At 66.5% G+C, this 22,690-nt stretch carries 30 protein-coding genes and 1 pseudogene; 10 read left to right on the top strand and 21 right to left on the bottom strand.

The genetic code is table 11. From position 1 onward, the window contains the following. The first annotated feature begins 77 nt into the window (after nt 1–77). Nucleotides 78–542 (top strand): PaaI family thioesterase, encoded by a 465-nt coding sequence (locus tag AC3WOH_RS25875; protein ID WP_492232206.1) that lies wholly within the window; start codon nt 78–80, stop codon nt 540–542. Nucleotides 543–600: 58 nt separating this feature from the next. Further along, nucleotides 601–1,053 (top strand): PaaI family thioesterase, encoded by a 453-nt coding sequence (locus tag AC3WOH_RS25880; protein ID WP_492232207.1) that lies wholly within the window; start codon nt 601–603, stop codon nt 1,051–1,053. Between the two features lie 12 nt (nt 1,054–1,065). On the opposite strand, the gene AC3WOH_RS25885 is transcribed toward AC3WOH_RS25880, so the two are convergent. The 4 genes from AC3WOH_RS25885 to AC3WOH_RS25900 all read right to left on the bottom strand — a co-directional run bounded on the left by AC3WOH_RS25885 (nt 1,066) and on the right by AC3WOH_RS25900 (nt 4,402). After that, complete coding sequence (locus AC3WOH_RS25885; RefSeq protein WP_492232208.1) at nt 1,066–1,551, bottom strand: MarR family winged helix-turn-helix transcriptional regulator; 486 nt, start codon at nt 1,549–1,551, stop codon at nt 1,066–1,068. A gap of 34 nt (nt 1,552–1,585) precedes the next feature. Next, nucleotides 1,586–1,996 carry a hypothetical protein gene (locus AC3WOH_RS25890; RefSeq protein WP_492232209.1) on the bottom strand — a complete coding sequence of 137 codons (411 nt, stop codon included), beginning with the start codon at nt 1,994–1,996 and terminating at the stop codon, nt 1,586–1,588. A gap of 112 nt (nt 1,997–2,108) precedes the next feature. Next, nucleotides 2,109–2,552, bottom strand: a complete 444-nt coding sequence (locus AC3WOH_RS25895; RefSeq protein WP_492232210.1) for a hypothetical protein — start codon at nt 2,550–2,552, stop codon at nt 2,109–2,111. Nucleotides 2,553–2,593: 41 nt separating this feature from the next. Continuing rightward, nucleotides 2,594–4,402, bottom strand: a complete 1,809-nt coding sequence (locus AC3WOH_RS25900) for a S9 family peptidase (protein WP_492232211.1) — start codon at nt 4,400–4,402, stop codon at nt 2,594–2,596. 209 nt (nt 4,403–4,611) lie between these two features. Here AC3WOH_RS25900 and AC3WOH_RS25905 point away from each other — a divergent pair, with 209 nt between their 5' ends. Genes AC3WOH_RS25905 through AC3WOH_RS25920 form a run of 4 tightly spaced genes read left to right on the top strand, consistent with a single transcriptional unit; the run spans nt 4,612 to nt 8,338 of the window. Next, entirely contained in the window at nt 4,612–5,883 is a 1,272-nt protein-coding gene (locus tag AC3WOH_RS25905) for a hypothetical protein (RefSeq protein ID WP_492232212.1), read from the top strand. 1 nt (nt 5,884) lies between these two features. After that, nucleotides 5,885–6,886 (top strand): hypothetical protein, encoded by a 1,002-nt coding sequence (locus tag AC3WOH_RS25910; RefSeq protein WP_492232213.1) that lies wholly within the window; start codon nt 5,885–5,887, stop codon nt 6,884–6,886. Further along, nucleotides 6,862–7,353 carry a hypothetical protein gene (locus tag AC3WOH_RS25915; protein WP_492232214.1) on the top strand — a complete coding sequence of 164 codons (492 nt, stop codon included), beginning with the start codon at nt 6,862–6,864 and terminating at the stop codon, nt 7,351–7,353. Before AC3WOH_RS25910 ends, AC3WOH_RS25915 begins: the two co-directional genes overlap by 25 nt. 52 nt (nt 7,354–7,405) lie before the next feature. Then, a complete protein-coding gene (locus AC3WOH_RS25920; RefSeq protein ID WP_492232215.1) occupies nt 7,406–8,338 on the top strand; it encodes a serine hydrolase domain-containing protein in 933 nt (310 codons plus the stop codon). An 18-nt stretch (nt 8,339–8,356) separates the two neighbouring features. Here AC3WOH_RS25920 and AC3WOH_RS25925 read toward each other — a convergent pair whose 3' ends face one another. The 7 genes from AC3WOH_RS25925 to yidD all read right to left on the bottom strand — a co-directional run bounded on the left by AC3WOH_RS25925 (nt 8,357) and on the right by yidD (nt 12,067). Next, nucleotides 8,357–8,689, bottom strand: coding sequence for a hypothetical protein (locus AC3WOH_RS25925; protein WP_492232216.1), 333 nt, complete (start codon nt 8,687–8,689; stop codon nt 8,357–8,359). A 13-nt stretch (nt 8,690–8,702) separates the two neighbouring features. Continuing rightward, nucleotides 8,703–9,290, bottom strand: coding sequence for a hypothetical protein (locus AC3WOH_RS25930; protein ID WP_492232217.1), 588 nt, complete (start codon nt 9,288–9,290; stop codon nt 8,703–8,705). Between the two features lie 36 nt (nt 9,291–9,326). Next, a complete protein-coding gene (locus AC3WOH_RS25935; RefSeq protein ID WP_492232218.1) occupies nt 9,327–9,941 on the bottom strand; it encodes a hypothetical protein in 615 nt (204 codons plus the stop codon). Between the two features lie 71 nt (nt 9,942–10,012). Continuing rightward, nucleotides 10,013–10,285, bottom strand: a complete 273-nt coding sequence (locus AC3WOH_RS25940) for a hypothetical protein (RefSeq protein WP_492232219.1) — start codon at nt 10,283–10,285, stop codon at nt 10,013–10,015. A gap of 100 nt (nt 10,286–10,385) precedes the next feature. After that, on the bottom strand, nt 10,386–10,850 hold the full coding sequence (locus tag AC3WOH_RS25945; RefSeq protein ID WP_492232220.1) for a hypothetical protein: 465 nt from the start codon (nt 10,848–10,850) through the stop codon (nt 10,386–10,388). A gap of 81 nt (nt 10,851–10,931) precedes the next feature. Further along, nucleotides 10,932–11,597: a gamma-glutamylcyclotransferase gene (locus AC3WOH_RS25950; protein WP_492232221.1), complete on the bottom strand. Its 666-nt coding sequence runs from the start codon at nt 11,595–11,597 to the stop codon at nt 10,932–10,934. A 104-nt stretch (nt 11,598–11,701) separates the two neighbouring features. Then, nucleotides 11,702–12,067, bottom strand: coding sequence for a membrane protein insertion efficiency factor YidD (gene yidD / locus AC3WOH_RS25955; protein WP_492232222.1), 366 nt, complete (start codon nt 12,065–12,067; stop codon nt 11,702–11,704). A gap of 188 nt (nt 12,068–12,255) precedes the next feature. On the opposite strand from yidD, the gene AC3WOH_RS25960 reads away from it, so the two are divergent. Then, a complete protein-coding gene (locus AC3WOH_RS25960; protein WP_492232223.1) occupies nt 12,256–13,638 on the top strand; it encodes a TAXI family TRAP transporter solute-binding subunit in 1,383 nt (460 codons plus the stop codon). A gap of 125 nt (nt 13,639–13,763) precedes the next feature. Here the strand turns inward: AC3WOH_RS25960 and AC3WOH_RS25965 are convergent, their stop codons facing one another. The 7 genes from AC3WOH_RS25965 to AC3WOH_RS25995 all read right to left on the bottom strand — a co-directional run bounded on the left by AC3WOH_RS25965 (nt 13,764) and on the right by AC3WOH_RS25995 (nt 17,824). Then, entirely contained in the window at nt 13,764–14,444 is a 681-nt protein-coding gene (locus tag AC3WOH_RS25965) for a hypothetical protein (RefSeq protein WP_492232224.1), read from the bottom strand. A 17-nt stretch (nt 14,445–14,461) separates the two neighbouring features. Continuing rightward, complete coding sequence (locus tag AC3WOH_RS25970; protein ID WP_492232225.1) at nt 14,462–14,695, bottom strand: hypothetical protein; 234 nt, start codon at nt 14,693–14,695, stop codon at nt 14,462–14,464. Nucleotides 14,696–14,702: 7 nt separating this feature from the next. Then, entirely contained in the window at nt 14,703–14,975 is a 273-nt protein-coding gene (locus AC3WOH_RS25975) for a hypothetical protein (protein WP_492232226.1), read from the bottom strand. A 94-nt stretch (nt 14,976–15,069) separates the two neighbouring features. After that, nucleotides 15,070–16,086: a DUF4259 domain-containing protein gene (locus AC3WOH_RS25980; protein WP_492232227.1), complete on the bottom strand. Its 1,017-nt coding sequence runs from the start codon at nt 16,084–16,086 to the stop codon at nt 15,070–15,072. 121 nt (nt 16,087–16,207) lie between these two features. Then, on the bottom strand, nt 16,208–16,609 hold the full coding sequence (locus tag AC3WOH_RS25985; protein WP_492232228.1) for a hypothetical protein: 402 nt from the start codon (nt 16,607–16,609) through the stop codon (nt 16,208–16,210). A 116-nt stretch (nt 16,610–16,725) separates the two neighbouring features. Further along, nucleotides 16,726–17,085 carry a hypothetical protein gene (locus AC3WOH_RS25990; RefSeq protein WP_492232229.1) on the bottom strand — a complete coding sequence of 120 codons (360 nt, stop codon included), beginning with the start codon at nt 17,083–17,085 and terminating at the stop codon, nt 16,726–16,728. 379 nt (nt 17,086–17,464) lie between these two features. Next, on the bottom strand, nt 17,465–17,824 hold the full coding sequence (locus AC3WOH_RS25995) for a hypothetical protein (protein WP_492232230.1): 360 nt from the start codon (nt 17,822–17,824) through the stop codon (nt 17,465–17,467). A gap of 631 nt (nt 17,825–18,455) precedes the next feature. Here AC3WOH_RS25995 and AC3WOH_RS26000 point away from each other — a divergent pair. Together AC3WOH_RS26000 and AC3WOH_RS26005 are read left to right on the top strand one after the other, a co-directional pair. Continuing rightward, nucleotides 18,456–18,950, top strand: coding sequence for a hypothetical protein (locus AC3WOH_RS26000; RefSeq protein WP_184861815.1), 495 nt, complete (start codon nt 18,456–18,458; stop codon nt 18,948–18,950). Nucleotides 18,951–19,285: 335 nt separating this feature from the next. Continuing rightward, nucleotides 19,286–19,852: a hypothetical protein gene (locus AC3WOH_RS26005; protein WP_492232231.1), complete on the top strand. Its 567-nt coding sequence runs from the start codon at nt 19,286–19,288 to the stop codon at nt 19,850–19,852. 96 nt (nt 19,853–19,948) lie between these two features. Here the strand turns inward: AC3WOH_RS26005 and AC3WOH_RS26010 are convergent. From AC3WOH_RS26010 to AC3WOH_RS26020, 3 genes and pseudogenes are all read right to left on the bottom strand, one after another. Beyond that, nucleotides 19,949–20,483 (bottom strand): annotated as a pseudogene (locus tag AC3WOH_RS26010) (P-loop NTPase family protein). 40 nt (nt 20,484–20,523) lie between these two features. Then, on the bottom strand, nt 20,524–21,000 hold the full coding sequence (locus AC3WOH_RS26015; protein ID WP_492232232.1) for a hypothetical protein: 477 nt from the start codon (nt 20,998–21,000) through the stop codon (nt 20,524–20,526). Between the two features lie 79 nt (nt 21,001–21,079). After that, nucleotides 21,080–22,009, bottom strand: a complete 930-nt coding sequence (locus AC3WOH_RS26020; protein ID WP_492232233.1) for a LysR substrate-binding domain-containing protein — start codon at nt 22,007–22,009, stop codon at nt 21,080–21,082. 90 nt (nt 22,010–22,099) lie between these two features. Here AC3WOH_RS26020 and AC3WOH_RS26025 point away from each other — a divergent pair, with 90 nt between their 5' ends. Further along, the gene (locus tag AC3WOH_RS26025; RefSeq protein WP_492232234.1) at nt 22,100–22,684 is read left to right on the top strand and encodes a DUF4865 family protein; all 585 of its coding nucleotides are present in this window, start codon (nt 22,100–22,102) and stop codon (nt 22,682–22,684) included. Nucleotides 22,685–22,690 lie beyond the last annotated feature (6 nt).

A 22,690-nucleotide genomic window follows, 5' to 3' on the forward strand; every position in this document is an offset into this window, starting at 1 on the left:
CGGTCGCCCCTCCCGCAGCACGGGGGCTTGCGCGGCATGCCTTGCCCTGGGTTCATTTTCAAGTCAATAATGTTGACATGAAAAACCCTGAAGACAGCCTTCCCCCAAGCAGCGCCTCCCCGGGCCCCACCGGACTGCAGATCCTGCAGGCCATGCAGGCCGGCCGCATCCCGCCCTCGGGCATTGCCACCACCATGCCCATGCGGCTCACCACCGTGGAGCGCGGCCTGGTGGTCATGGAAGTGAGTCCCGATGCCCGCCACCTGAACCCCGCGGGTGCCGTGCACGGCGGCTTTGCCGCCACCTGCCTCGATGGCGCAGCCGCGCTGGCCCTGCTCTCGGCCCTGGGGCCGGGCGCGCAGTATTCGACCGTGGACCTCAACGTGAAGTACGTGCGCCCACTGACCGAGGGCGTGGCCTACACGGCCACCGGCCGTCTGGTGGAGCAGACACGCAGCCTGGGCATCTGCAGCGCCGAGATCCGCGGGGCGGATGGCAAGCTGCATGCGATGGCCTCGGCCACGCTGATGGTCAAGGCGTAGCGCGGCGGCTGGCTGCTAGCATGGAGGCGGATACACCACCGCCGCCCTCTTTCTTTCCATGCAAAGCCCCACGGTTCCGTTTCGCCTGCCCGCCGATCGCCTGGCGGGGCAGCTCGCGCAATTCAACGCACGCGCGGAGGTGCAGTGGTTCGGCTTTGCGGGCGCCTTCCAGGCACCGGGCTCGGCGCTCATCACCTTCACGCGAAGCAATGAGGGCCTACAGGGCGGCGGCGGCACGGCAGCCATCAACGGCGGGGTGATTGCCGCGGGCTTTGACGCCGCCTTTGTGCTGGCCGGGCTCGGGCAGTACGACACGCCGGTCGTCGTCACGCTGGAGCTGTCGGTCAAGTTTCTGTCGCTCGCGCTGGCGGACAAGCCGCTGGCCTTTCAGGCGCATGTGGTTCGTTCGGCGAAGAACTTCTCGTTTGCCGAGGGCTTTCTCGCCCCGCTGGGTGCGGCAGCAGGCCCGCACATGGCGATCGCGACGGCCATGGTGGCGCCGGCGCGCTGAGCAGCCCGCCCGTCAGGCCATGCGGGCCAGCGCGGTCATGACCTCACGCCACGCGCCCTGCCCGTCGGGGGAGACGGTGCGCATGGCCTCTTCCATGGCCTCGCGCTCATGGCGGGATGCTGTGGCCTCCACCTCACGGCCACGCTCGGTGAGCGACAGGCGCTTGGTGCGGTGCTGCACGGGGTCACGCCGGGCCACGACATAGCCCTCGTCCTGCAGAAACTTGAGCGGCCGGTGCAGTGCCTGCTTGCTCACGCCCAGCAGTTCGATGAGCTGCCCGACCGAGATACCCTCGGCCCGCGCCACCGCGTAGAGCAGCCGGTGGTGCACGCGCGACAGGCCCTGCTCCGCCAGGAACGCATCGGCCTTGACCACCAGCCCGCGAAAGGCAAAGTGCATGAGCAGCAGCGCCCCATCGAGCGGCTGCAGCGGGCGCATGCCGGCGCTGGCGGCGCGCGGCAGGTCGAAGGCGGGGTGGTCGGCAGGCTGGGCGGGCATGGGCGCAGTCTACCTACAGCTCGAAGCGGCAGGTTCACGGGCCGGTGACATCCGCGCTGAGCCCTTGCATCTTTCGCCAGATGAAGAAAACCGCGTAGGCCGCCATGCACAGCCAGCAGGTGGCCACGAAACGCAGCACGAAAACGGCCTGAAAGCCGCCCCACCCCTTGAAATCCACGCTGGGGTTCATCTCGCTCGCCACCCAATGCACGAGGGCCTGCGCCAGCGGAAACAGGACCAATGCCCCGGTCATCCACGCAAGGGGGTTGTATCTGCGAAACGCAAACCAGAGAAAGACAAAGCCCAGCCACTCCAGTGCAAAGCCCATGGCGGGCAAGCCTACAGGTTTGGGCCATGGTGATGCGTACCAGTATGCCGAACATGCGGCACTGGCAATGCCCAAGGCCATCAACAGCAGGCAGCGGGCGGCAAGTGCCAATGGCATACGGAGGACCTTCATCGTGTTGTGGATGCATCCAGCGTAGCGGCCCGGATTGGTACTGCACGCCATGGACTGCAGGAGAGGCCTGCGCCGCTACCAGCGGGCGCACCACAGGCTACCTGGCGGGCACCTGCTCGTACGCCACCGCAACGCCAGACACCGCGTCCTTCTGCCCAAAGACACGGGCGCCTGCATGGTGCGTGATGACCAACGCACGGCCCGACGCCCACCGCACCTGCACCTCCGGCCCGCCCGCGGCGCTGGTGGGCACGGAGCCCCGGTTGTCGTCGGCCGTGAAGACGTTGCCGGATGCATTGGGCAGCGCCTCCTGCGCGCCGATGACCGACACCTGGGTGGAAAAGCTGGTGGTCGCGCCGCAGTCGCGCTGGAACACCACGGCCTTGAGTCGCTGGTCGGGCGATATGGCTTCGGCAAGCACCTTGTTTCCGCACAGATCCGGGAACAGAAGTGACAGCCCATAGATGCCTGCCGCGGCGACCAGGAGCAAGGCCAGGGCGGCGATGGCAAGGACGGCAAGTTGTTGGAAAAGGTACTTCATCCCATGGCGAGTGTGCTGGACCGGCAATATAGCCCCTGCCCTCAGCCCCCTGCGCCATGCGCATCGAGCCAGTCGGCCATCCGTGTCCACAGGTCTTCGAGGTGGGCGGCCTTGGCCAGCACATGCCCCTCGCCCCAGTAGCGCGCGAACTGCACCTCCTTGCGCAGGTGCAGCAGGGCCGAAAACATCTCCTCCCCCTGGGTGATGGGCACATAGTCCTGGTCGCCCTGCACGATCAGGAGCGGCGCGGTGATGCGCTCGGCCTGCATCACGGGGCTGTTGCGCACGTAGCGGTCCAGGTCCTTCCACGGCGGGCCGTCCAGGCCAAAGATGCGCTCGCACATCTCGGCCAGAGCGAAGGTGCCTTGGTCAGTACCGTCGTCGTAGCGCATGCGCGGGTCGGCAGCGCCGTGGAAACTGATCAGGTTGGAGATGCCCGCCGCCGCGATACCCGAGCGGAAGAGCTCTGTGGTCGCCAGCAGGGCCATGGCGGCCCAGCCGCCATGGCTGTGGCCGTAGACGTGCAGCCGGGCCGGGTCGACCAGGCCGGTGGCCACGCAGGCATCCATGGCCTCTTGCGTGGCCTGGGCCACCACGGCGGCCAGGTCCAGCGGGCCGGGCGTTGCGGGCAGGGGCAGGGGCACGTCGATCACCGCGTAGCCCCGGGCCGCCAGCAGTTGCATATTGAACTGGCTGGCATCGTGCAGGCCGAAGATGCGGCGCGGCCGGGCGTGCGGCACCGCGCCCGGGTACACCCAGGCCACGGCCGGCCAGGGGGCGCTGCCGCCCAGGCAGGCCGGCGGCAGCAGCACGCGGGCCTTGCGCGGCGGGCCGCCATCGCTGCCGGTGAATTCGACATCGCGCACCTCGCCGGCCTGCACCTGCGCCAGGTGGGTGTTGGTGCGAAACAGCTCGCGCAAGCCCCCACCGCCCTGCCCGGCCAACACCAGCCGGCTGCCCAGGCCGTCTTCCACCAGGAACAGGGCCTGGCCCGATGCCGCGTGCAGGGCCACCAACTCGCTGGTGCCGCTGGCGGGCACCTCGCCGGCCCAGGCGCATTGCCGGCGCTCCAGCACATCGGACCGGCCCGTAGCCAGGCGCTCGTGCAAGGCGATGAGCGCCGGGTTGTCCGCATGCTCCGCCAGGGGCACGCGCTGGCCCCGGCGCACGTCGTACACCACCAGTTCGCGCGGCAGATGCGCCATATCGGCCGATGCGGGCATACGCGTTGCCGCCAGCTCCCCTGCGCCCGAAGCCAGCACGCTGACCGCCGCCTGGCCCGGCACATCGAGCGCCTGCAAGAAGGCGGCGGCCTTGCGTGCGCCGCGCGAGTCGAGCCCCGCCATCCAGGGGCTGCCGCCATCGGGCACACAGGCGCAGGCCAGCAGGCCGTCGCCGATCCAGTCGAACGGGCGCATGCCCAGCAGTTGCAGCGTGCCCAGATCGGGGATCGTGGGGTGCTGCACGCCGCCGGCCATGGCCGCACCGGCCGGCAGCCAGCCCACGCGGATGGAGGCGCCGTCGGCAGACGCCAGGCCCAAGGCCAGGTACTGCCCGCAGGGCGACCAGGCGGGTGCGAAGCAGTCGTGCGGAACATCGAGCCGCCGGACCTGTCGCGTGGCAAGGTCTACCGTGCGCAGCTCGCCCCGGGCAATGCCGGAGAGAAAGAGGTCGGCATGCCGCGTGGCCTGCGCCAGCGGGCGCTGCATGCAAAACGCCAGCGTGGCGCCGTCGGGTGCGAAGGCGAACCCGCTGCCATGCGACTCATGGAAGCTGTGCAGGCCCAGCACATCGGCGATGGCCAGGGGACGGAGATCGGGGTGGTGGTGGCTGGGCAGGGTGGCGCTCATCAACATCCTGGAGGGCAAGAAGGCGGCAAGGAATGTGGCTGGGCGCAGTGCACGCGTGGGGCGTGCGCCAGGGCGCTGGCTGCGGTGCGGGAGGGCGAGTCTACGCACAGTGCCGGTAACCGAATGCAACGCCTTCAGGGCCGGCGGGGCGCCTAGAATTTCAGGGCCCGCCCTTCCTCCTTTCTCAGCCTGTGTTGGAGACGCTGCCGATGCGCATTGCCGATCACCCCCTGCCCGCCCTGGACTGGCCCACGCTGCTGCGCCGCGCGCCGTTTTTCAGCGCCGCGCTCATCGATGCGCTGTGCGAAGGGGACATGCCGCCCGACACGGCGCCGCACCTGCGCGCGGTGGTCGACTTCGATGTCTTCGATGCCCAGGTCTCCAATGGCGGGGTGGACCAGTACTTTCGCAACGTGCTGCTGGCCATGGACGGCGACCCCGACCGGGTGCCCGCCTCCATCGCCCAAAACCCGGCGCTGGCAGGCGCCCTGCCCTTTGTCGAGGAAGTGCATGCCCTGTGGCGTGAGATCGCGACGGCCTATGCCACTGCGGCCGACAGAGAGGACGATGACGATGGCGAGGACGGCCCCGGCTGCGACGCCGTGCTGGCCCCGCATGCCAAGCACATCGAGGCGCTGCAGCAGCGCTTCTTTGCTGCCCACCATGCGATCCGCCAGGCGCTGGAGGCCGACATCGTGCGCGCACCCGAACGCTATTTCTCCATCGAGGCCGTGCCTGGCCTGCGCGGCCAGGGCATCGAGCATGTGGTGCTCGATGGCGGCGCGCACCGGCTGCGCTTTGACGCTGGCTTCCCCGTGGGGCCGAATGTGCTGGAGAACGAGGACGGCAGCTGCGACGTGGTCTGGTTCTCGCGCGACCGCATGCTTCTGGAGGCCGAAACCTCGGGCTGGGCCGGCAACCGCGACCGGCGCTGGATCCACTACCCCAGCCAGGCCAGCGGCAGCTGGAGCTTCAACTTCAATGGCGAAGGCGAATCGGTGCGGCAGGACTCGCGCTCGCTCGGGCTCACGCAGCACGGCGTGCAGGAGTTTCTGGGCGCCGACGGGCGGGTGCAGAACTCGGCCGTGTACTGGCATGGGCAGGAGCTGCGCCAGGAGTTCTTCTACCCCGATGGCAGCCTGCAGCTGCTGACCGAGCGCACCAGCGAAGGCGACGAGCGCCACCAGCGCCACTGGCCCGGCGGCCAGCCCCATACCGACAGCGTGCTGCAGGCCGCCGATGGCCGCACGCGCTACACCCGCTGCCTGGACGCCGAAGGCCACGACCTGGCCCCCGGCGGTACCGGCCGGCTGGTGGAGTTGCTGAGCCTGGACGACGGCATGCGCCAGTGGCGCGAGGGCACGCTGGTGGAGGGCTACCTGCATGGTACGGTGGTGCGCATGGCGAGCCACCTGGACGGCACGGGCGCGCGCGAGACGGAGCGCAGGGAGTTCGACCACGGGCAGGCCCGGGACTGGTGACATGGGCACCGGCACCAGCCCCGACAAGGCCCTTGCCAAGCTGCAGCAGTGGCTGGCCCACCCGGGCAACCGCGCCACCCTGCTGGAGCGCCCGGAAAGCGCGCTGACCGAGTATGCCGCCTTGCCCGTGCGGCGCTTTTCCAACGCCCACACCGAAAAAGCCGCGGGCTACATACGCTCGCCCTCCACGGCGCGCATGGACAGCTTGGGCTACTGGCTGCAGGCCGAGGCCATCCACGCCTGGGCCGCCCAGGGCACGGACCCCGGCCCCGCCTGGTGCCGCGCCGCGGCCTGGCGCCTGTGGGGCATGGCCGTGCAGTGCGCGCGGCTGGAGGGCGGCGAGATCACCGACCCGCACATCCAAAGCGACAAGGCGGCCGAGGTGCTCTACCTGCTGGCCGCCGTGGGCGACAGGCTGCGCTGCGAACAGTGGGGCCGGCGCATGCTGGCGCTGCGCAGCGCCGGCCATCTGCAGGATGCGGGCTCCAAGTCGGGGCCGTTTGCGCTGTCGCTGCTCACACACTGGCTCACGCCCGCGCAGGCCCAGCCTGTGGGCGCGTTCTGCGTGCCGTACATGGTGGATACCTCGGGGGCGTGCGCGGCGTACCAGGGGCTGGTGGACCATCTGCACACCGACGGTGGCTCGCCCGTGTTGGCCGCTGCACTGAGCGCTGCAGCCGAGGCGCACCAGCGCGAGACCCGCGTCACGACCGATGAGGAGACCTTCGACTTCGATGCCTTCCACGACATGGTGGTGGCCATGGAGCTGCTGGGCTGGTTGCGCATACGCAGCTGGCTGGGCCATGCGCCGCCACCCGACTGGCCCGCGCCGCCGCTGCATGCGGCCAGTGCCTTGCCGGCTGGCTGGTGGGGCGTGGAACGGTCCATCGACGCCAGCGACCCGCTGCTCCTGCGCGTGATGCACCGCGTGCAACAGGTGCTGCCCGGGCGCGAGATGCTGGCGCGCGAATTTGCGCCATGGCCTGGCCCGACGCCCCCATGAACGTCATCGACCATGAACCCGCCAGTTGGTTCCTCCTGGAGCACGGGGATGCGATGCTGCTCGACGTCAACTGCAGCCACAGCTTCGTGTCGTACACCGTGCTGATTGCGCTGAATGCGCAAGAGACAGCCCTGTACCAGCAAAAAGGCCACGCTTACCTGGATGAGCTGGCCTATGCGGTGCACTACTCCGCGCCCGGAGTGGCGGGCAGCCAATCGCCCTACAGGGACCGCAATGTGGACCGCGAGTTCGGCGCCCAGGTGACGGCCGCCATCCAGGCGCACCGGGCGCGCCAGGCAGGGGCGGCTGATGGCGCGCCCTCGCTGGCCCCGCAGGGCCGCGCCGCGGGTGGCGGGCCTGGTGGTGGTGCTGCTGCTTGCCGGCGGCTGCACGACCGCCCCACCGGCCTCACCGCCCAGCACCGCGGAACCCACCGCTCCTGGTGCGGCCTGGCAGGCCTGGCCTGAGCCCCTGGCCGGCAGCACCTGCGCGCAGGACCTGCAGGCCGCACGCGATTAGGTGCGCACGCTCGACACCACGGCCCTGATGGCGGTAAAGGATGGCCGCGTGCTGTTCAGCGAGGGCCCGGTGGAGCGCGTGAGCATCGTGTTCTCGGTGCGCAAGAGCATCCTCGCAATGATGTACGGCAAGCACGTCGCCAGCGGCGCTATCGACCTGGACCGCACCCTGGCCGACGCGGGCATCGACGACGCCGTGGGCGGGCTGCTGCCCACCGAGCGCCAGGCGCGGCTGCGCGACCTGCTGGCCGCGCGCTCGGGCGTGTACCACCCGGCGGCCAATGGCGGCGACGATGCAGGCGCCGCGCCCGCACGCGGCTCGCAGGCGCCGGGCCGCTACTTTCTGTACAACAACTGGGACTTCAATGCCGCCGGCACGGCTTTCGAGCGGCTGACCGGGCGCGGCATCTACCAGGCCTTTGCGGACGACCTGGCCGCGCCGCTGCAGCTCGAAGACTTCAACCCCGCGCGCCATGGGCGCAGCGGCGATGCCCGCCGCTCCGAGCACCTGGCCTACCCGTTCTACCTGTCCACACGCGACATGGCGCGGCTGGGCCTGCTGGCGCTGAACCAGGGCGCCTGGCAGGGCCGGCAACTGCTGCCGCGCGGCTGGGTGGCGCGCATGGTGCAGCCCATCACCCCTGCGGCCGAGATGCACCCCGCCCATGTGGCCCGGCGCGGCTTTGGCTATGGCTACCTGTGGTGGCTGCTGGAGCACGAGCCGCCGGGCTCACCCCTGCACGGCGCCTACATGGCCTGGGGCGTGCATGGCCAGTACATCCTGGTGCTGCCCGCGCGCTCCATGGTGATAGCGCACAAGCGCGAGGTGCCCGTGGCCGGCAACTGGAAGGTCAGCTGGGTCGGGCCCCGCGAATTCTTGCGCGCGGCGCGCATGCTGGCCACGGCACGCTGTGGTGCAGCAGGGCATTCCTGACCCAGGCAAGGGCCGGGGTCACCGGCTACCGCCCCGGCCCAGCCACAGGGCCACCGGCAGCGCCAGCGCCTCGGCCACAAAGCCCAGCGGCGCCCACAGGGTGTACCAGCCGAGGATGCGGAGGTCGCGCACGCCCAGTGCGCGCACCAATCCAGCGGGCCCGTAGGCCATCAGCAGCGCGGTGAAGGCGATGCCCACCACCACCAGCAGGCTGGCAGCCCGCCAGGGCCGCAACCCCAGGCGCGCGCCAAAGCGCGCATGCAGGGCATACAGCACCATCAGGCCCAGCACCACGGCGGGTGCCACCAGCCACAGGCCGAGCAGGATCAGTTCGGTGGGGTGGATGGTCATCGGATCACGCGGCTCACAGTTGCCCTGCCGCGGTCCACAGCCGCTCGGCCCCCACACGGGCATGCCAGGCCTTGAATTCGCGCCGGTGCCCCTCCCACGGCTCGGCCAGCGGGGTGCGCGGGTCTTCGCTCAGCGCGTAGGCCATGCCTTCCACCCACCAGGTGGGTTTGAGCAGGCGCGGCAGCAGGCCCAGGCGCTGGCCTTGCAGGTGGTGAATGAGTTCGTGGCGCACATAGTGCGGCGCCCAGGCGCGTGGGCCGATGACGGTGCCCCAGGTGCCAGCGGTGACGGCTGAGCGTGCCCCCAGGCCGAAGCTGTCGGCGCAGGCCTGGGTGGAGCAGAACACAAAGCGCGGGGCACCCTCCACCGGGGCGATGTGGCTGGCCACAAAGGCCATGCCGTCGGCCACCAGTTGGCGGGCCTCGGCGTTTCGCGCCGGGTCTTCGACACATACCGAGACGTCCTGGGCACAGTCCAGGCCGACCAGGCCCGGGGCGATCACGCGCACGGGTTTCACCAGCGCCCATGCCGCCACGGGCACCACGACCAGCAGCAGCAAGGCCAGGCGCGCGGCCTGTCTGCGCAGCGGCACCCTGCTCATGCGGGGTCTGCCCACGGGCGGTGGGCGGTGCGCCGGCTAGAACGCATCCTTGTACATCTCGGTCGCCAGCTCCAGCGCCAGCGCCTTGCCGCCGATGGCGCTGAGCACGTTGGCCATGTCCTCGGAGGTGTCGGTGTAGAACCAGTCGATGGTGAAGCGCAGCGTGCGGCCCAGTTGCTGCTCGCCCGCCACCATGGGGGGCTGGCCCAGGGTGCGCAACTGCATGTTCTCGCCCAGGCGCGACTGCTCGCGCACCCACCACGAGAGGAATTCCGCGGCGCGCAGCCCGCCCTCGTTGCGCTGGATGCGGAATTCCAGCGACAGCAGCAGCTCATTGCCCAGCGCACCGCCCGAGCGGCGCAGCGCGGCGATGGGCAGGTCGGCGTGCGGGCCATTGGGCAGCGACAGGTCGGCCAGCGCCACATCGGGCAGGTAGGTGTTGTCCAGCTGCGCCTGGGTCACGCCGGGGATGGCCGTGATCGCGGCGATCAGGCGCACGACCTCGGGCGGGGCGTCCTGGTCGGGCTCCGCGCCGGAGGCGTCCCCTGATCCGTCCAGCTCCGCGGGTTGCGTGGTGTCCGCATAGTCGGCGGCCAGGGCCGCGGGCTGGGTGGTTTTCGCCGGGTCGTAGGGGTCGGTGGGCTGGGTCATCGGCAGGTCTTCTTGCGGGGGAGGCCAAAAATCAGGTGAGCGACGGCATATTGTCAGCCCTCAGCCAGGGCTCAGGCGGCCCATTCGTGGGCTTCGATGCCAAAGGCATCGGCTGCGAAGGCCTGGGCTTCGTCCAAGGTGGGAAACCAGTGGTCTGCCGGGGCCAGGCGGCCGTCGAGCGAGGCGTATTCCAGCAACACGCCCCGGCTCTCCTCGCCCGTGATCTGAAAGCGCAGATCCACGTCTTCGGCGCCGGGCGTACCTTCGTCGGCGCCAGACCAGCTGCCATCGGGGTTGACGGAGACCAGCAGGCTGCGGCGGGGAATGGCGGCACGAATGGGCATGGAGCAGGCGATGGGGCCGAAGCAGATTGGATGGGAGGTGCCGAAGTCTACCGTGAGCGCCAGGCCCGGTCAGGCCCGCCGGCTCCAGGCCCGGCGGGCGTCAAGGTTTGCCGGCGGCCCCAGGCACAGGGGCGGAGGCGGCGGCGCTTTCGTCGCGCATGCGGCCCAGCGTCACCAGCAGGGCATAGGCGACGACCAGGGTGGAGTGGATGGCGATGTCCGGCCAGGGGTTGCCGATGAGCCAAGCCTGGCCCACCTCGTGCAGCCCCTTGGCACCGGCCCAGGCGTGGTTCACGGCCATCACCAGCGCCAGCCGGCGCCGGTACACCGGCGGAAGAGTGGCCGCCACCAAACACACCAGGCCGACCACCACGTAGAGGATGGACAGGCTGGACAGCGCCGCCAGCACCAGCCCCGGCGCACCCGCGCCCCGGATATCGACGATGGTGCCAAAGGTCGCCATGGGCGCCCACCACGAGGCCAGGCCAAAGCCCAGGGCGAGCAGGCCATCGAGCACCAGAACGGCAGCCAGCAGCTTGCCGGCAGTGAGGGGGCGAAGGGGCATGGCAGGAAAAAAGAAAAGAGAACAAGAAAAGCAAGGAGGGCCGTGTTTGCTTGTCCAGCGCCGCGCCGCGCCGGCCCGCCCTCAGCCCCCCGCGGCGGCGGCAGCCTCGATGTTCTGCACGATGGCGTCCACATACGGGTCGTGCAGGCCGCGCTCGCGCAGCGCGCGGTGCAGCGAGAGCACGTAGTCGATGTTGGGCCCGAACACGCCCTTGGCCACCGCCACCAGGCGGGCCACGGTCTGGGCGCAGGCATCGTGCTCGTGCTGCGGGTGCTCGGGGTTGGCCACGAAGGTGATGGCGGTGACGCTGCGGCCGTCTTCGAGCTGCACGGCCTGCCAGCGCGGCCAGTAGCCGCCGCCGGTCATCTCGCGCGTCCAGAGCATGCGCACCTCGTCCTGCGCCTCGGCCTCGGGCAGCTGCAGCGCCACGCCCTGCACAAAGCCGCCCGGCATGAGCGAGAGCACCCTGCCCGGCCGCTCGGGGCTGCCCCGGCCGGAGACGGAGCGCAGGCAAAAGCTGCGGTGCCAGCCCTGCAGCGTGGCCGTGTGCTGCGCCTCGAAGGGCATCAGCGGGTTCCAGATCAGCGAGCCATAGCCAAACACCCAGACCGGCCCCGCGGGCCGCTGGCCCCAGGTCTCGGCAAACGAGGCGTCGATGCGCTCGTTGGACCAGGCCGTGCCTTCGGGCATGGCCATGCGGCTGCGCAACGTACCGTTGCGGAGGTTCTCGCGGGTCAAAATGCTCATCTTGTGTCGACAATGCCCCAGGTGATGGTGCAAGTTTGCCATGGTGCACGCCCCTGCGGCTCAGGCCCGCCCGCCAATCTGTAACCGGTTTCGTGCAGCAATGCCTACATGAACGGCCCGCACGAGGCCAGCGAGGTGCCACCGCAGCACTTGGCATTGCGCAGGGTGAACAGGGGGCATGGTTCGTTGAGCGGCTCGGTGTCCGGCGCTTTCGGCCCGCCTGCCATCAAGGCCCGGTAGGACGCGGCGCAGGCCAGAAACCGGCGCCGCAGCAGGCGCAACCCCGCGAGCAGCCCGCAGCGCTCGATGGCACGCCGCGCAAACTCCGAGCACGATGCATGCCCGGTGCGCGCGCGATGGGCACAGCAAAAGCCCTTGTGCGGAGAGACGTAGCGCTGGTAGACGCCGATGGCCGACAGCGCAGCCGATGCGGCGGGGGCCGGGTGGCGAAACATCAGGGGGTTGCGCATGGGGTCATGCGGCCATGTTACTGCGTGGAGCCAGGGAGCTGGCATACCAACAGATACCTTTCGCCATGGTGGCGTGCTCTTGCCGCTCGCGCATGCACAGATAATCGTGGGTTCGCTGGCGGCAAGCCATGCAGACGGCTCGCGCCCCGACCGAAGCAACCGCCCCATACCAACACCCCACCTCCCCCATGCCCCAGGCCCTACGCAACACCTTCCTCACGCTGCGCGACCTGATCGTCTCGGCCGGCCCGCTGGCCTTTCTGGCCGTGGGCCTGCTGATCGCGGCCTATTGGTGGCTCAACCCCAACCCGCCCAAGTCGGTGACGCTGGCCACCGGCCCGGCGCAGAGCGCGTACGAAGAGTTCGGCAAGCGCTACCAGAAGGCGCTGGCGGCCGATGGCATCGAGGTGGTGCTCAAGCCCAGCGCGGGCTCGTCGCACAATTTGCAGTTGCTGCGCGACGGCGAGGCCGACTTGGCCTTTGTGCAGGGCGGCACGGCCGAGCTGCTGCCCGATGACCCGGACAACCTGGCCTCGCTGGGCAGCCTGTTCGTGGAGCCCATCTGGCTGTTCTACCGCGCCGACTCGGCCCTGCGCGTGAATGCCGCGGGCCGGCTTGACAACCTGCGCCAGTTGCGCGGCCTGCGCGTGAACGTGGGGTCAGAAGGCAGCGGCGTGCCGCGCCTGATGGAGCAACTGCTGGAGGCCAACCGCGTGGAGCTCAAGCAGGTGCGCCTGTCGCAACTGGAGCAGACGCCCGCCACGGTGGCTTTTCTCGACGGCAAGCTCGATGCCCTGGTGTTCGCCTCGGCCCCCGAATCGCTGATGGTGCAGATGCTGCTGCAGACCCCTGGCGTGCACCTGATGGACTTTGCCCAGCACGAGGCCTATGCGCGGCGCTTTCCCTACCTCACGCCCGTGACCCTGCCGCGCGGCGTGGTCGACCTGGCCAGCAACATACCGCCGCTGGACGCGCGCCTGGTGGCCACCACCACCTCGCTGCTGGCACGCGACGGCACCCACCCTGCCCTGCTCACGCTGTTTGCGCAAAACGCGCAGAAGCTGCACGGCGGCGCCAGTTGGTTCAACCGCGCACGCGAGTTCCCCAGCACCCGCCACAGCGAGCTGCCCATCGCCAAGGAGGGCGAGCGCGCCATCAACGAGCCCGTGCCGATGATGCAGCGCTATCTGCCGTTCTGGATCGCCAACCTCATCGACCGCATGTGGCTGGTGATGGGCCTGTTGATCGCCGTGCTGCTGCCCCTGTCGCGCATCGTGCCGCCACTCTACCAGTTTCGCGTGCGCTCGCGCGTGTTCCGCTGGTACGGCCGCCTGCGCGAGATCGAAGACACGCTGGAGAGCAACCCCGCCGGGCACCCCGACATGCTCAAGGCGCTGGACGGGCTGGAGGCCCAGGTCGAGAAGATCAGCGTGCCGCTGTCGTATGCGGATGAGCTGTATGCCCTGCGCAACCATATCCAGATGGTGCGCAGGAAGTTGCTGCGGGTGCAGGCGGGGGGTGTGGCGGAGGAAGCGGCGCCTGCGGTGCAGCCCACGGGGCAAGCGGGTTGAATCCTGCGGGTGAGACAGTACAGTCTTGCATTTCCTCATGGCCGAGGCTGCTATTGCCCCCTCGGTTACCGCAAAGACCTTGAATCGATTTCTTCGCTGACCCTATTGGCCCTCGGGGTCACAGCCTAGCGAGACGGGCATACCCGGAAGGGGCCGGAATTCTCACGGATCTTTGCCAGGAAATCCTTGCGCCATGCCTCCTTCAAGCTGGCCTTCAATTTTTCAAGCAGCTGGTCGGTGGTGTTGCAGTTGCGGGCCAAGGCGATGACAGCAGCGCGAAACCGGCTCTCGGCAATGTCCTCGGCCATGCCTTCCAGCAGCGACATGTCGGCAGCGCTGCCTGCAATGCCGAGCACCAGCATGGCCTGGTTGGCGACCTGCGTATCGTTGGCAGCAATCAGGCCCCGCGCGTACTGAGCGAAAGCGGTTTTGTCCAAGCCCTGGTAGCCGTTCTTTTCCTGCTGTGCGAGCACATCGGCGATTTCGATCCTGATCCGCGGATGGTTCAGGAAATCGGGGTCGATTCCATGCAGGTCCGTCCCATTCCAGAAGCCGACAAGGATGGGCGTCAAATGGCCTGCGTACCGCGCGCCTTTGACATCGTTCATGGTCCGCACAACGCGATCGAAATCCTGGGAGCGAAGGTCGTCCAGCAGGCGCGCTTCGCTGACGTTGGACTCCGCTGGCGCACGGCTCTGCGCTGGCGCCGATGCGCTCTGGGTGGGTGCCGCGGGTGCGCCGCTGCTCGGCGGCGCAGTGCTGGATTGGTCACAGCCGCTCAGCGCACAAGACGCAATGAAGAGCATGCTGGGCAGTAGATTTCTCATACCTGTTTGCGATCAACGGCAGCATCCCTTGGCTTGCTGCGCACATCAACGAAATAAGCAACGACGCGAAACCCCACGTATCCCAGAAGTGCCCCCATTGCCAGCCCCACCCTCAGATCCAACAAGCCGCGTTCCCTTGCGGGCATGAGCCAAGCCATGGCAGCAGCGCCGATCAATGCACCGCTGAACATGAAAAGAGCCGCGGCAATATTGTTTGGGTTGTGGTGCATGGCCGACCTATGCGCGGTCTTCCTGAAACAGGTCCTGAACCAGGCCTCGGCGCTGCAAGAACCTCAGCACTGGATAGGCGGCCAGTCCCATCAACAAAAACACTCCGCCCAAAATAAATGCCCCCACAACAGCCATCACCAGATCCATCCAAACAGAGGATGCAAAGCTACTGAGATCCCCCCGAAATAGCTCCACAACATACAACAATGGGGTCCAAACCAATGCCCCAACCAATCCTACAACGAACTGAAGCTTGAGCAATGCAGAGAGTGATTTCATATAACTTTGTGCTTATTGTTGGCAATCATTTTTGCATGGTATGGGGTTTCAAAGCCCATCGGCCCAGGGCAGTGACAGCGAGCTGCAACAGCTCTCATGGCAACGCCAAGCGCCGGTGAACTGCCTTGAGCCCCCGCACCAGTTGGCCCATGCGCTTGCTCCAGGCGGCGCCCAGTTCGGCATGCTCTTGCGTCACCATCAGCCCACGCAACTCCGAGCGCTCAGGGTCTTGCACCGCAGCCAGCGCCAGCAAGGCGCGCTGCACCAGGGCCGCCGTGCTCTTGGGTGACCGCCTCTTGGCCCGCTTGGCCAATGCAGCCATGCATTCATCGCTGGCGATGTCGGCAGCGAAAGCCAGGCCATGCATCTTGGCAAGCACGGTGGCCGCTGCGACCACCTCTGCGCATTCGGTGACCTCCAGGTAGGCGGATGGCTCGACCGAGAGAACCTGGTCGAAAGCCTCGTCGATACGGCCAAGATTTGGCTCTTCTTCCAGCCCGGCCAGCCAGTCGCTCGCGTCGTCGTTTTCTTGCGCTCTGGCACCCCAGGGGCCGGTGGTAGAGGGGTTGGGGGCCACCCGCATCACCTGCGGTGCCAGTGCGGGGGCGGCAGCAGCGCCACTGCTACTACTGCCACTGGGGCGCACCTTGTAGTACGCGTGGTTGCCATCGATCAGGCGGTCCACAATCGTGGCGGCGACCAGTTCTGGCTTGTGGCAGAACAGCAGCCGGTCCAGCCCCGCGACCTCCTTGGAGGTCACAAACTTTTCGGTTCCCTTGTGGGTGACCATGGGCCGCCCCATGGTCCAGGTGTTGTCGTCGTAGTCATAGCAGATCGCCACAGGAGGCGGGAACGAGGCTTCGGCATCCTGGAAAGGCACATGCCCGACCACGGGCCAGGTGCCGTCCTTGATCGCCGAGTCGGTGCCGGAGACAAAGAACGCGATCGGGTGGGATGCGATTTGCGCCAAAGGCCCGGGATTTGCCGACCAGTGCGCGAATATGCCGAAGGTGTGGTCTTCGAAGATTCTGGCGTAGGCGAAGCGGGCTTGGCGCAGGGGGATGGTGACGATGTCCCCGGGCTTGTATTTGATTTTTCCTGGTTTGGCCATAGCCTCCTCAAGTCACCTCTTTGACGTTGCATTCACGCATGCTTGAACACTTCCGTGATCGATCGGCACGGGGCCTGAAGCGATGGGCAGCTGCAGGCCATTGCTCGTACTCTTTTTCTCGCTAAACCCACTTTCCTTTTGCCTTCGACAGCTTCGGAAAGCCCAACGCTTTGGCGCGTTGAATAGCCCCGTCAATCACGGTGGGCAAAGCCAGTAGATCAACGATCGACACGCCTATCTCCTGTGCCTCATGGCCATAGTACAAGCGATCCTCGTCATTGCCCGGGCTCAGCTCTGATGTCTCGTCAACGGGTTGCATTTCTTCCCCAAACTCGGTGCCCAATCCAAACCGCACAACAGAGACCGTATCCTGGAAGTAGTACCTCGCCGAGCCGTCAGAAGGTGGGTCGAATAGGTTCATGCCTGCATATACCAACGGCTCAATGCCCGGCATCGTTTGAGCCGCGTCCGCGTATGTAATGCGATAGTAGGTTGCACCTATCTCAAGCGAACTGGCATCCATGATTTCTTTCAAAAAATAGCAACAAGGATCAGATCCAAACCGACTATCACCACGGGTTGTATCTATTTCTAATCGACACTATGGCCATAGGCAATTTTTCGGTCGACGGCAACACCCTATGCGTTGCGAGAAGCTCGCTTTCGAGACTCCTTCAACAACATTGACCCGGCCGGATCAAAGGGTGCGCCATCGGGCGTAGTCAGTTTGCCTCCATAGACCCTTACCAGGTTCTGTAGAAACGATTCAATGAACTCCAACGCCGCGGCCAGCGCCTCCATCTCATCCTCCCCAAACATCTCGGTAGTAAGCTCTGGGTCGTCGCACGTAAGGACAAGACAGGCCGCGTACTTTTCCATACCTGCTGTTCTGGCATTCGCGTATGGAGCCCCAACGGCCACATGAATAGGGGTCTGATGACCATCAGGCCCGACGAATATCAGATCACGTTCCGCAACGGCTACGAATGGGATGGTCATGGTTTTGGTGCTAAAGGTGTGGTGGATGTCGGCTCTGCCGAAATTCTCTCGGGTGATCCACGCTGCATCGCGCTATCCATATCGCATGAGCCCCGAAGCACCCAATTATTTTTACTGGGCAAAAAAGCAAGACCTGCCCCCTTGATCCTACATCCCTACGAGGTCACGTGTTAGATGGCACCGGGAAAATCGATTCGCAGTGGTCTTGCCATTTTCAGGCCCTCCGCAAACTGAAGGCTCATTTTGGTGGTGGATGGAGGTGGATTTCTATGGTTTGGAGGCAAAAGACAAGACCTGACCCTAGGTCTTGCTTCAGCATATTTTAACGAGCAGTATTGAGACCCGATCCTTCCTGGCTTTAAATTCAACCCAGTCTCTATCATTTATTTTTGAACATATATTTTATTATCAAAAACGATAGCAACAAAGCAACCCCAAACGATACACCCAGCTCAACCACAAATGGCAGCCATACCCCCAATTCTCTTAAAATATCCCATAGAAAAAAAGCACCAAAGAATGTCAGCGGTGCTACAAGTGTCGCCAAAAAATACGCGCCCCTCTTGCCCCCTTCAACGGGATAGGTTAACAACCCAACTCCCACAACATAAATAACAATCGATGATATTACATAAAAAATATTGACTTTGTTTAGAGTTGAAATGGAAATCAAAAATATCCCACACCCTGAAAAAAAGGCGAAAAACCCCAGCAATTGAATAGCCAACTTGTGCTTCATGCAATTAATTATTTTTAATTGGCCTAATTGTATTTCGCCAAGGATAATAATAAATCGTTGGATTTTTTTGGATTTCCAGAATTTGCTCGGCCGGTTGCATGCCCAAAACCGTAGCTGCGGAAGTAGTTGTAGTGCCAAACCCTGGATCCGGCAGTTGACCGCGCCAGTGTCCTCCAGTGACCGCATTGGCGCAAGCAAGGTATGGCGCCTTTGTGCACCCCGGTTGGGCGATTGACAAGGCGCCATGCCCCCGACGGCACCGCGCTCGCCGCGCCATGCCGCGTTGCTCGTCCTTGCGCACAAGGGTGCACCGCGTCCTCACGCCTTGCCTGGCACGCCGATCACGGCACCCTCGGGTGCATTCAACTGCCGCATCCAGGGGCGCTCTCTTTGCCGTAGTACTGCCCCGGGTAGCGCAGGTTGAAGGTCACTTCGGGAATCGTGCTGCTGCCCTTGGTGGGGTTGGTGAAGCGTTTCGATCCCAGGTGGGCTGTTCGTGGCCGGAGGCGCTGCAGGCCCACTGCCAGGCCACCTGCCCCCCCGAGTTCATAGGCTGCCACCGCAATTCGCCTGACTGCCTTCCTTCATGCAGAATGCCGCGATCTGCCCCCAAGCGCAGGAAGGAGCCCCCATGGAACGTGCCATCGAACTCGCAGGTTTCTTTGCCGCGCACGGCATCTGGTGCGTGGCCGAGGGGGAGCCCCTGACGCCCATGCTGGCCCAGGAGTCGGCGGCCTATGGGCGCAACATGCTGCGCTTTGCGGCCGACCAGCTCGAAGAAGGCGTGGCCCAGGCGCAGGACTACCTGGACCAGAACCCGGGCCAGGCGGAGCGTGCGGCCATGGTGTACGACGGCTTCATCACCCTGCCCTCGGGCCGCACGGATGCGCTGATCATCGTGGTGCGCTCGTATGCCAAGCCCTCGGCCACCACGCTCACCATGGCCGTGCCCTACCGCAACGCGCAGTCACCCGACGGCTTTGCCGTGCACCGGCCCAAGTTCATGGGCTGGCAGGGGCCGGGCACGGCGGACTACAAGGTGCTGGGCGATGCGTTCTTTCGCGGGGTCGAGTCGCACGAGGCGGCGGCGCCGGTGTGGGCGCAGCACAATGATGATTCGATCTGATGATGAATGAGGCGGTACACTGCCTCCCGAGAGAAGCCCCGCCAACACACGACCCAGTTTGATGGTGGAGGAAAGCTGCTGTTCTGTGGGCTGGGAGGCGCAAGAATGCCAAGACCTGGCCCCACCACCGTCTGGTTGTCAGATCGATGCCGAAGGCGACAATGGCAGACATGAGCGTCCCCTTCCAACAACCGAGTGAGTGAGAAAGTAAGTGGGTGAGCGGATGAGAGATCGCACCTCCCATCGTGGCACTTCGATGCCGTACCCCGCAACGGCATGGATCACCCGGCACGGGCAAGCCCCATTCATTCGCAAGCCATCAGTGGGCAGAAGACATGTCACTACAGTCCCAAGTTGACGAGCTCGGTGCAAGGCTCTCGGGTCTGATCCGCAGCCTTCAGGAATGTGGCTACGTCTTTGACCGGCCAGAAGCTGTGTTCCCAGGCCCCGACCCGCGCGCTGCGGAGGTGATCGACAAGATTTCGCGGGAGGTTGGGCCTGTTCCTGAAGCGCTTGCATTGTTCTGGCTTCGCGTGGGGAGCGTTGATCTCTCAGGCTCACATCCCGATTGGAAAGAGCCGGCCCAGTGCCCCGATCAACTGATCGTGTTTCCGGCGTCTCTCGCGCTCTACCACCTTGAGGACGATGAGGGAGGTCGCCTTGAGTACGGCCTTCCATTCCAGATCGTTGTTGCGCCAGACGAACTGCACAAGGCAAATACCAGCGGCGGCCCGCCGTACTCGGTATCGGTTCCTTCGGAAGCGATGGACCCACCTCTCAACAATTCGTCGGAGGCGGAAACGTTCCTGGAGCACATTGACCGCGCACTGCGTTTCGGCGGCTTCCCTGGCTTGGCAGGGTGCAAGGACCATGGCTGGCCGTTGGACTCCTTGAAGTGCTGATGGCCAAGCCGCAATGCGCCGCGCTGCAGGCTCTTTTCCCTTCGGGCGGCCCTGGCATGCAATGGTGATTCGATCTGGGGCAGCGCCGGGTGGGCCCTATGCCGCGTGGGAGGCGTGCCGCTGGATGAAATCTCGCGCCTGCGCCGGCTGGGTGAGTTCACTCCATTGCAGATGCCCATACGCCGGGTCCTGGCGCAGCCCTGAGAACTTGACCCGGTTGCGCGCAAAGGTGGTGTACGACCACCACAGCACCGATTCGCGCGACAAAAACGCCATGCGCAGCGATTCGCGGTTGCCGTGGGCCAGACGGGTGCGCAGCAACCCGCGGCTCAGCGTGCGCCACAGCACGCGCGGGAAGACCGTGGCGCGCCCATAGTTGAGCCAGACGATGTGCGTGGCGCGCCCCCACAGCAGCTCGCGCACGGCGGTGTAGTTGCCGTCGGCCACCCAAGTGCTCGCCCTCGGTCGCTGTGCGCACACTGGCCTCGAACTGCTCGGGCGGCACGGCCGCCCACCCGGGGCCCCAGTACAGGTTGTCGAGTTCGATGTGCGGGCTGGCGGTGGCCTGCGCGAGTGCAGTCGCAAAGGTGGACTTGCCGGCACCGCTGGTGCCGACGACTACAACGCGCATTGCTGCATGGCGGGCCTTGAGGGGCCGTGGTTGTTCTTCGTCATGCCGCCGCCCCCGGCCCCTGCCACCAGGTGAAGGCCTTGCGCGCGGCGGCCACCGAGGGGTAGGCATAGTCGGAGCCGTGTGCATCGGTGATGCGCACGCTGCCATCGCTGAGCTGGTGCCAGGTCCAGCCCTCCACACCCATGGAGCCGCTTTGCAGCACCTCGGCTGTCGGTGATGGCGGTGCGGGCTCGGGGGCCACGAGCACCGGCGCGGCGACCTGGGGTGCGGGCGCGGTGGTGTCCATCGGCCCGCAGGGCCGGGCTTCGAGCAGGCGGCGGATGGCGGCCAGATCATCGGCCTGCCGCAGGGCCTGGAGCACGCGGAAGAACACGTACGGGATCACCGCAATCGCGATGGCCAGCGCCGCAATGGCCGCCTCCTGCGGGGCGCTCTGGGCGGTGAACATGCCCGTCAGCAGCACCAGCGCGGCCACGATGGCGCCGAACAGGCTCAAGAATCCAAAGAACTTCATGTTTCTCTATCCTCCCGGTGGTTGCTTGTGGAATGGTCTGCGCCGGCTGCCCCGGTACGCCCAGGGTTTTGAATCGGCGTCAGGCCGTTGAATGTAAGGCAGCGGACCCCAGTTGCCCCGCCGCTACTTCCTGCACCACCGCCCGCAAATGCTCCACCGCGGGGTTGGCTGCGCCCACGCTATCGCGGTGCAATGACACGCCCACGGACGGCAGCGCGGGCAGCCCCAGCGGCTTGCCCACTGCGGCCAGGCCCGCAGGCACCTGGGCCGTGGCCCGGGGTGCCACGCCCAGGCCGGCTTGGGCGGCGGCCCAGATAGCCGAGACGCTGGCGCTGGTGAGCACGACATGCCAGGGCCGGCTTATACGCTCCAGCGCAGCGATGGCGGCTTGGCGAAAGCTGCAGGGCTGCTCCAGCAGCAGCAAGGGTACGGATGCGTCCGGCGGCAGCGGCAGGTCTGGCTGCGCGATCCACTGCGTGGGCAGGCGGGCAATGGTTTGGGCACCGGTCTGAGCGCTGGACTGCGCACCCGAGGACTCGCCAAACGCCAGCACCAGGTCCACCTCGCCGGTCTGCAGGTGCGCCAGCAGCGCGCTGCTGCGGTCCACGCGGATGTCGATGCGCACTGCAGGGTGCGCCCGCGCAAAGCGGGCCAGCGTGGCAGGCAGCCAGCCGTCGGCAAAGTCCTGCGGCATGCCAAAGCGCACGCTGCCCTGCATGCGCGCGCCCTGCAGCGAGAGCACGGCCTCGTCATTGAGCGCAATGATGCGCCGCGCATGGCCCAGCAGCAGTTCGCCCGCCTCGGTCAGCGCCTGCTGGCGGCCCTGCTTGCGGAACAGAGGCGTGCCCACGCGCTCCTCCAGCGCCTTGATCTGCAGGCTCACGGCGCCGGGCGTACGGTGCAGCCGCGCAGCGGCCTTGCCGAAGCCACCGAGTTCGACGGCGGTGACCAGAGTTTGCAGGGAGGACAGGTCGAGCAGCATGACCAATAGATTAGCCAGTTTAAACATTCAGATCAAAACAATTCTATTGTTTAAAGTGACGGCGGCTTCTACAGTGCATGCACCTCCACCCTGCCCCACTCTAGAAGGACACCTGAGATGCTTGCGATGCAATACGGTTTCGACCTGCCCGATGATTTCGACCTGAACGCCCTGCGCCACCGCATCCCGGAGATCGGCGGCCGTTTCGACGCGCTGCCCGGCCTGCATCTGAAGGCCTTTCTGCTGGCCGACCGCACGGCCACGGCACCCAAGCGCTACGCGCCCTTCTACCTGTGGGACGACCCGGCCGGCGCGGCCGGCTTCGTCACCTCGCCCGACTTCGCGGCCGTGCAGGCCAAGTACGGGCGCCCGGTGGTGCACCACTGGGACCCTATCGCCCATCTGCAGGGCCCTGCGACCGGCGAGGTGCCAAGTTTTGCAACGCAGCATTTTGAAGACCTGCCCGACAGCACGGACCTGGTGCAGCGCGCGGCCGGGGAACGCGCCGCGGCCGCCGACCTGGCCGGCGCACCGGGGGTGCACAGCGTGTTCGCGGGCCTGGACGCCCAAGGCTGGCAGGTGAACCGCACGGTGCTGTGGTGGGGAGCGCCGCCGGCGGGCGTCGCGGGGCGGGTGTTCGAGTTGCTGTACCTGTCGGCACCCAGCGGGGTACGCAGCAGCGGAACGGTGGAGAAGGGCTGACTGGCG

The organism is Acidovorax sp. FW305-C-20-28 (genome assembly GCF_058783375.1).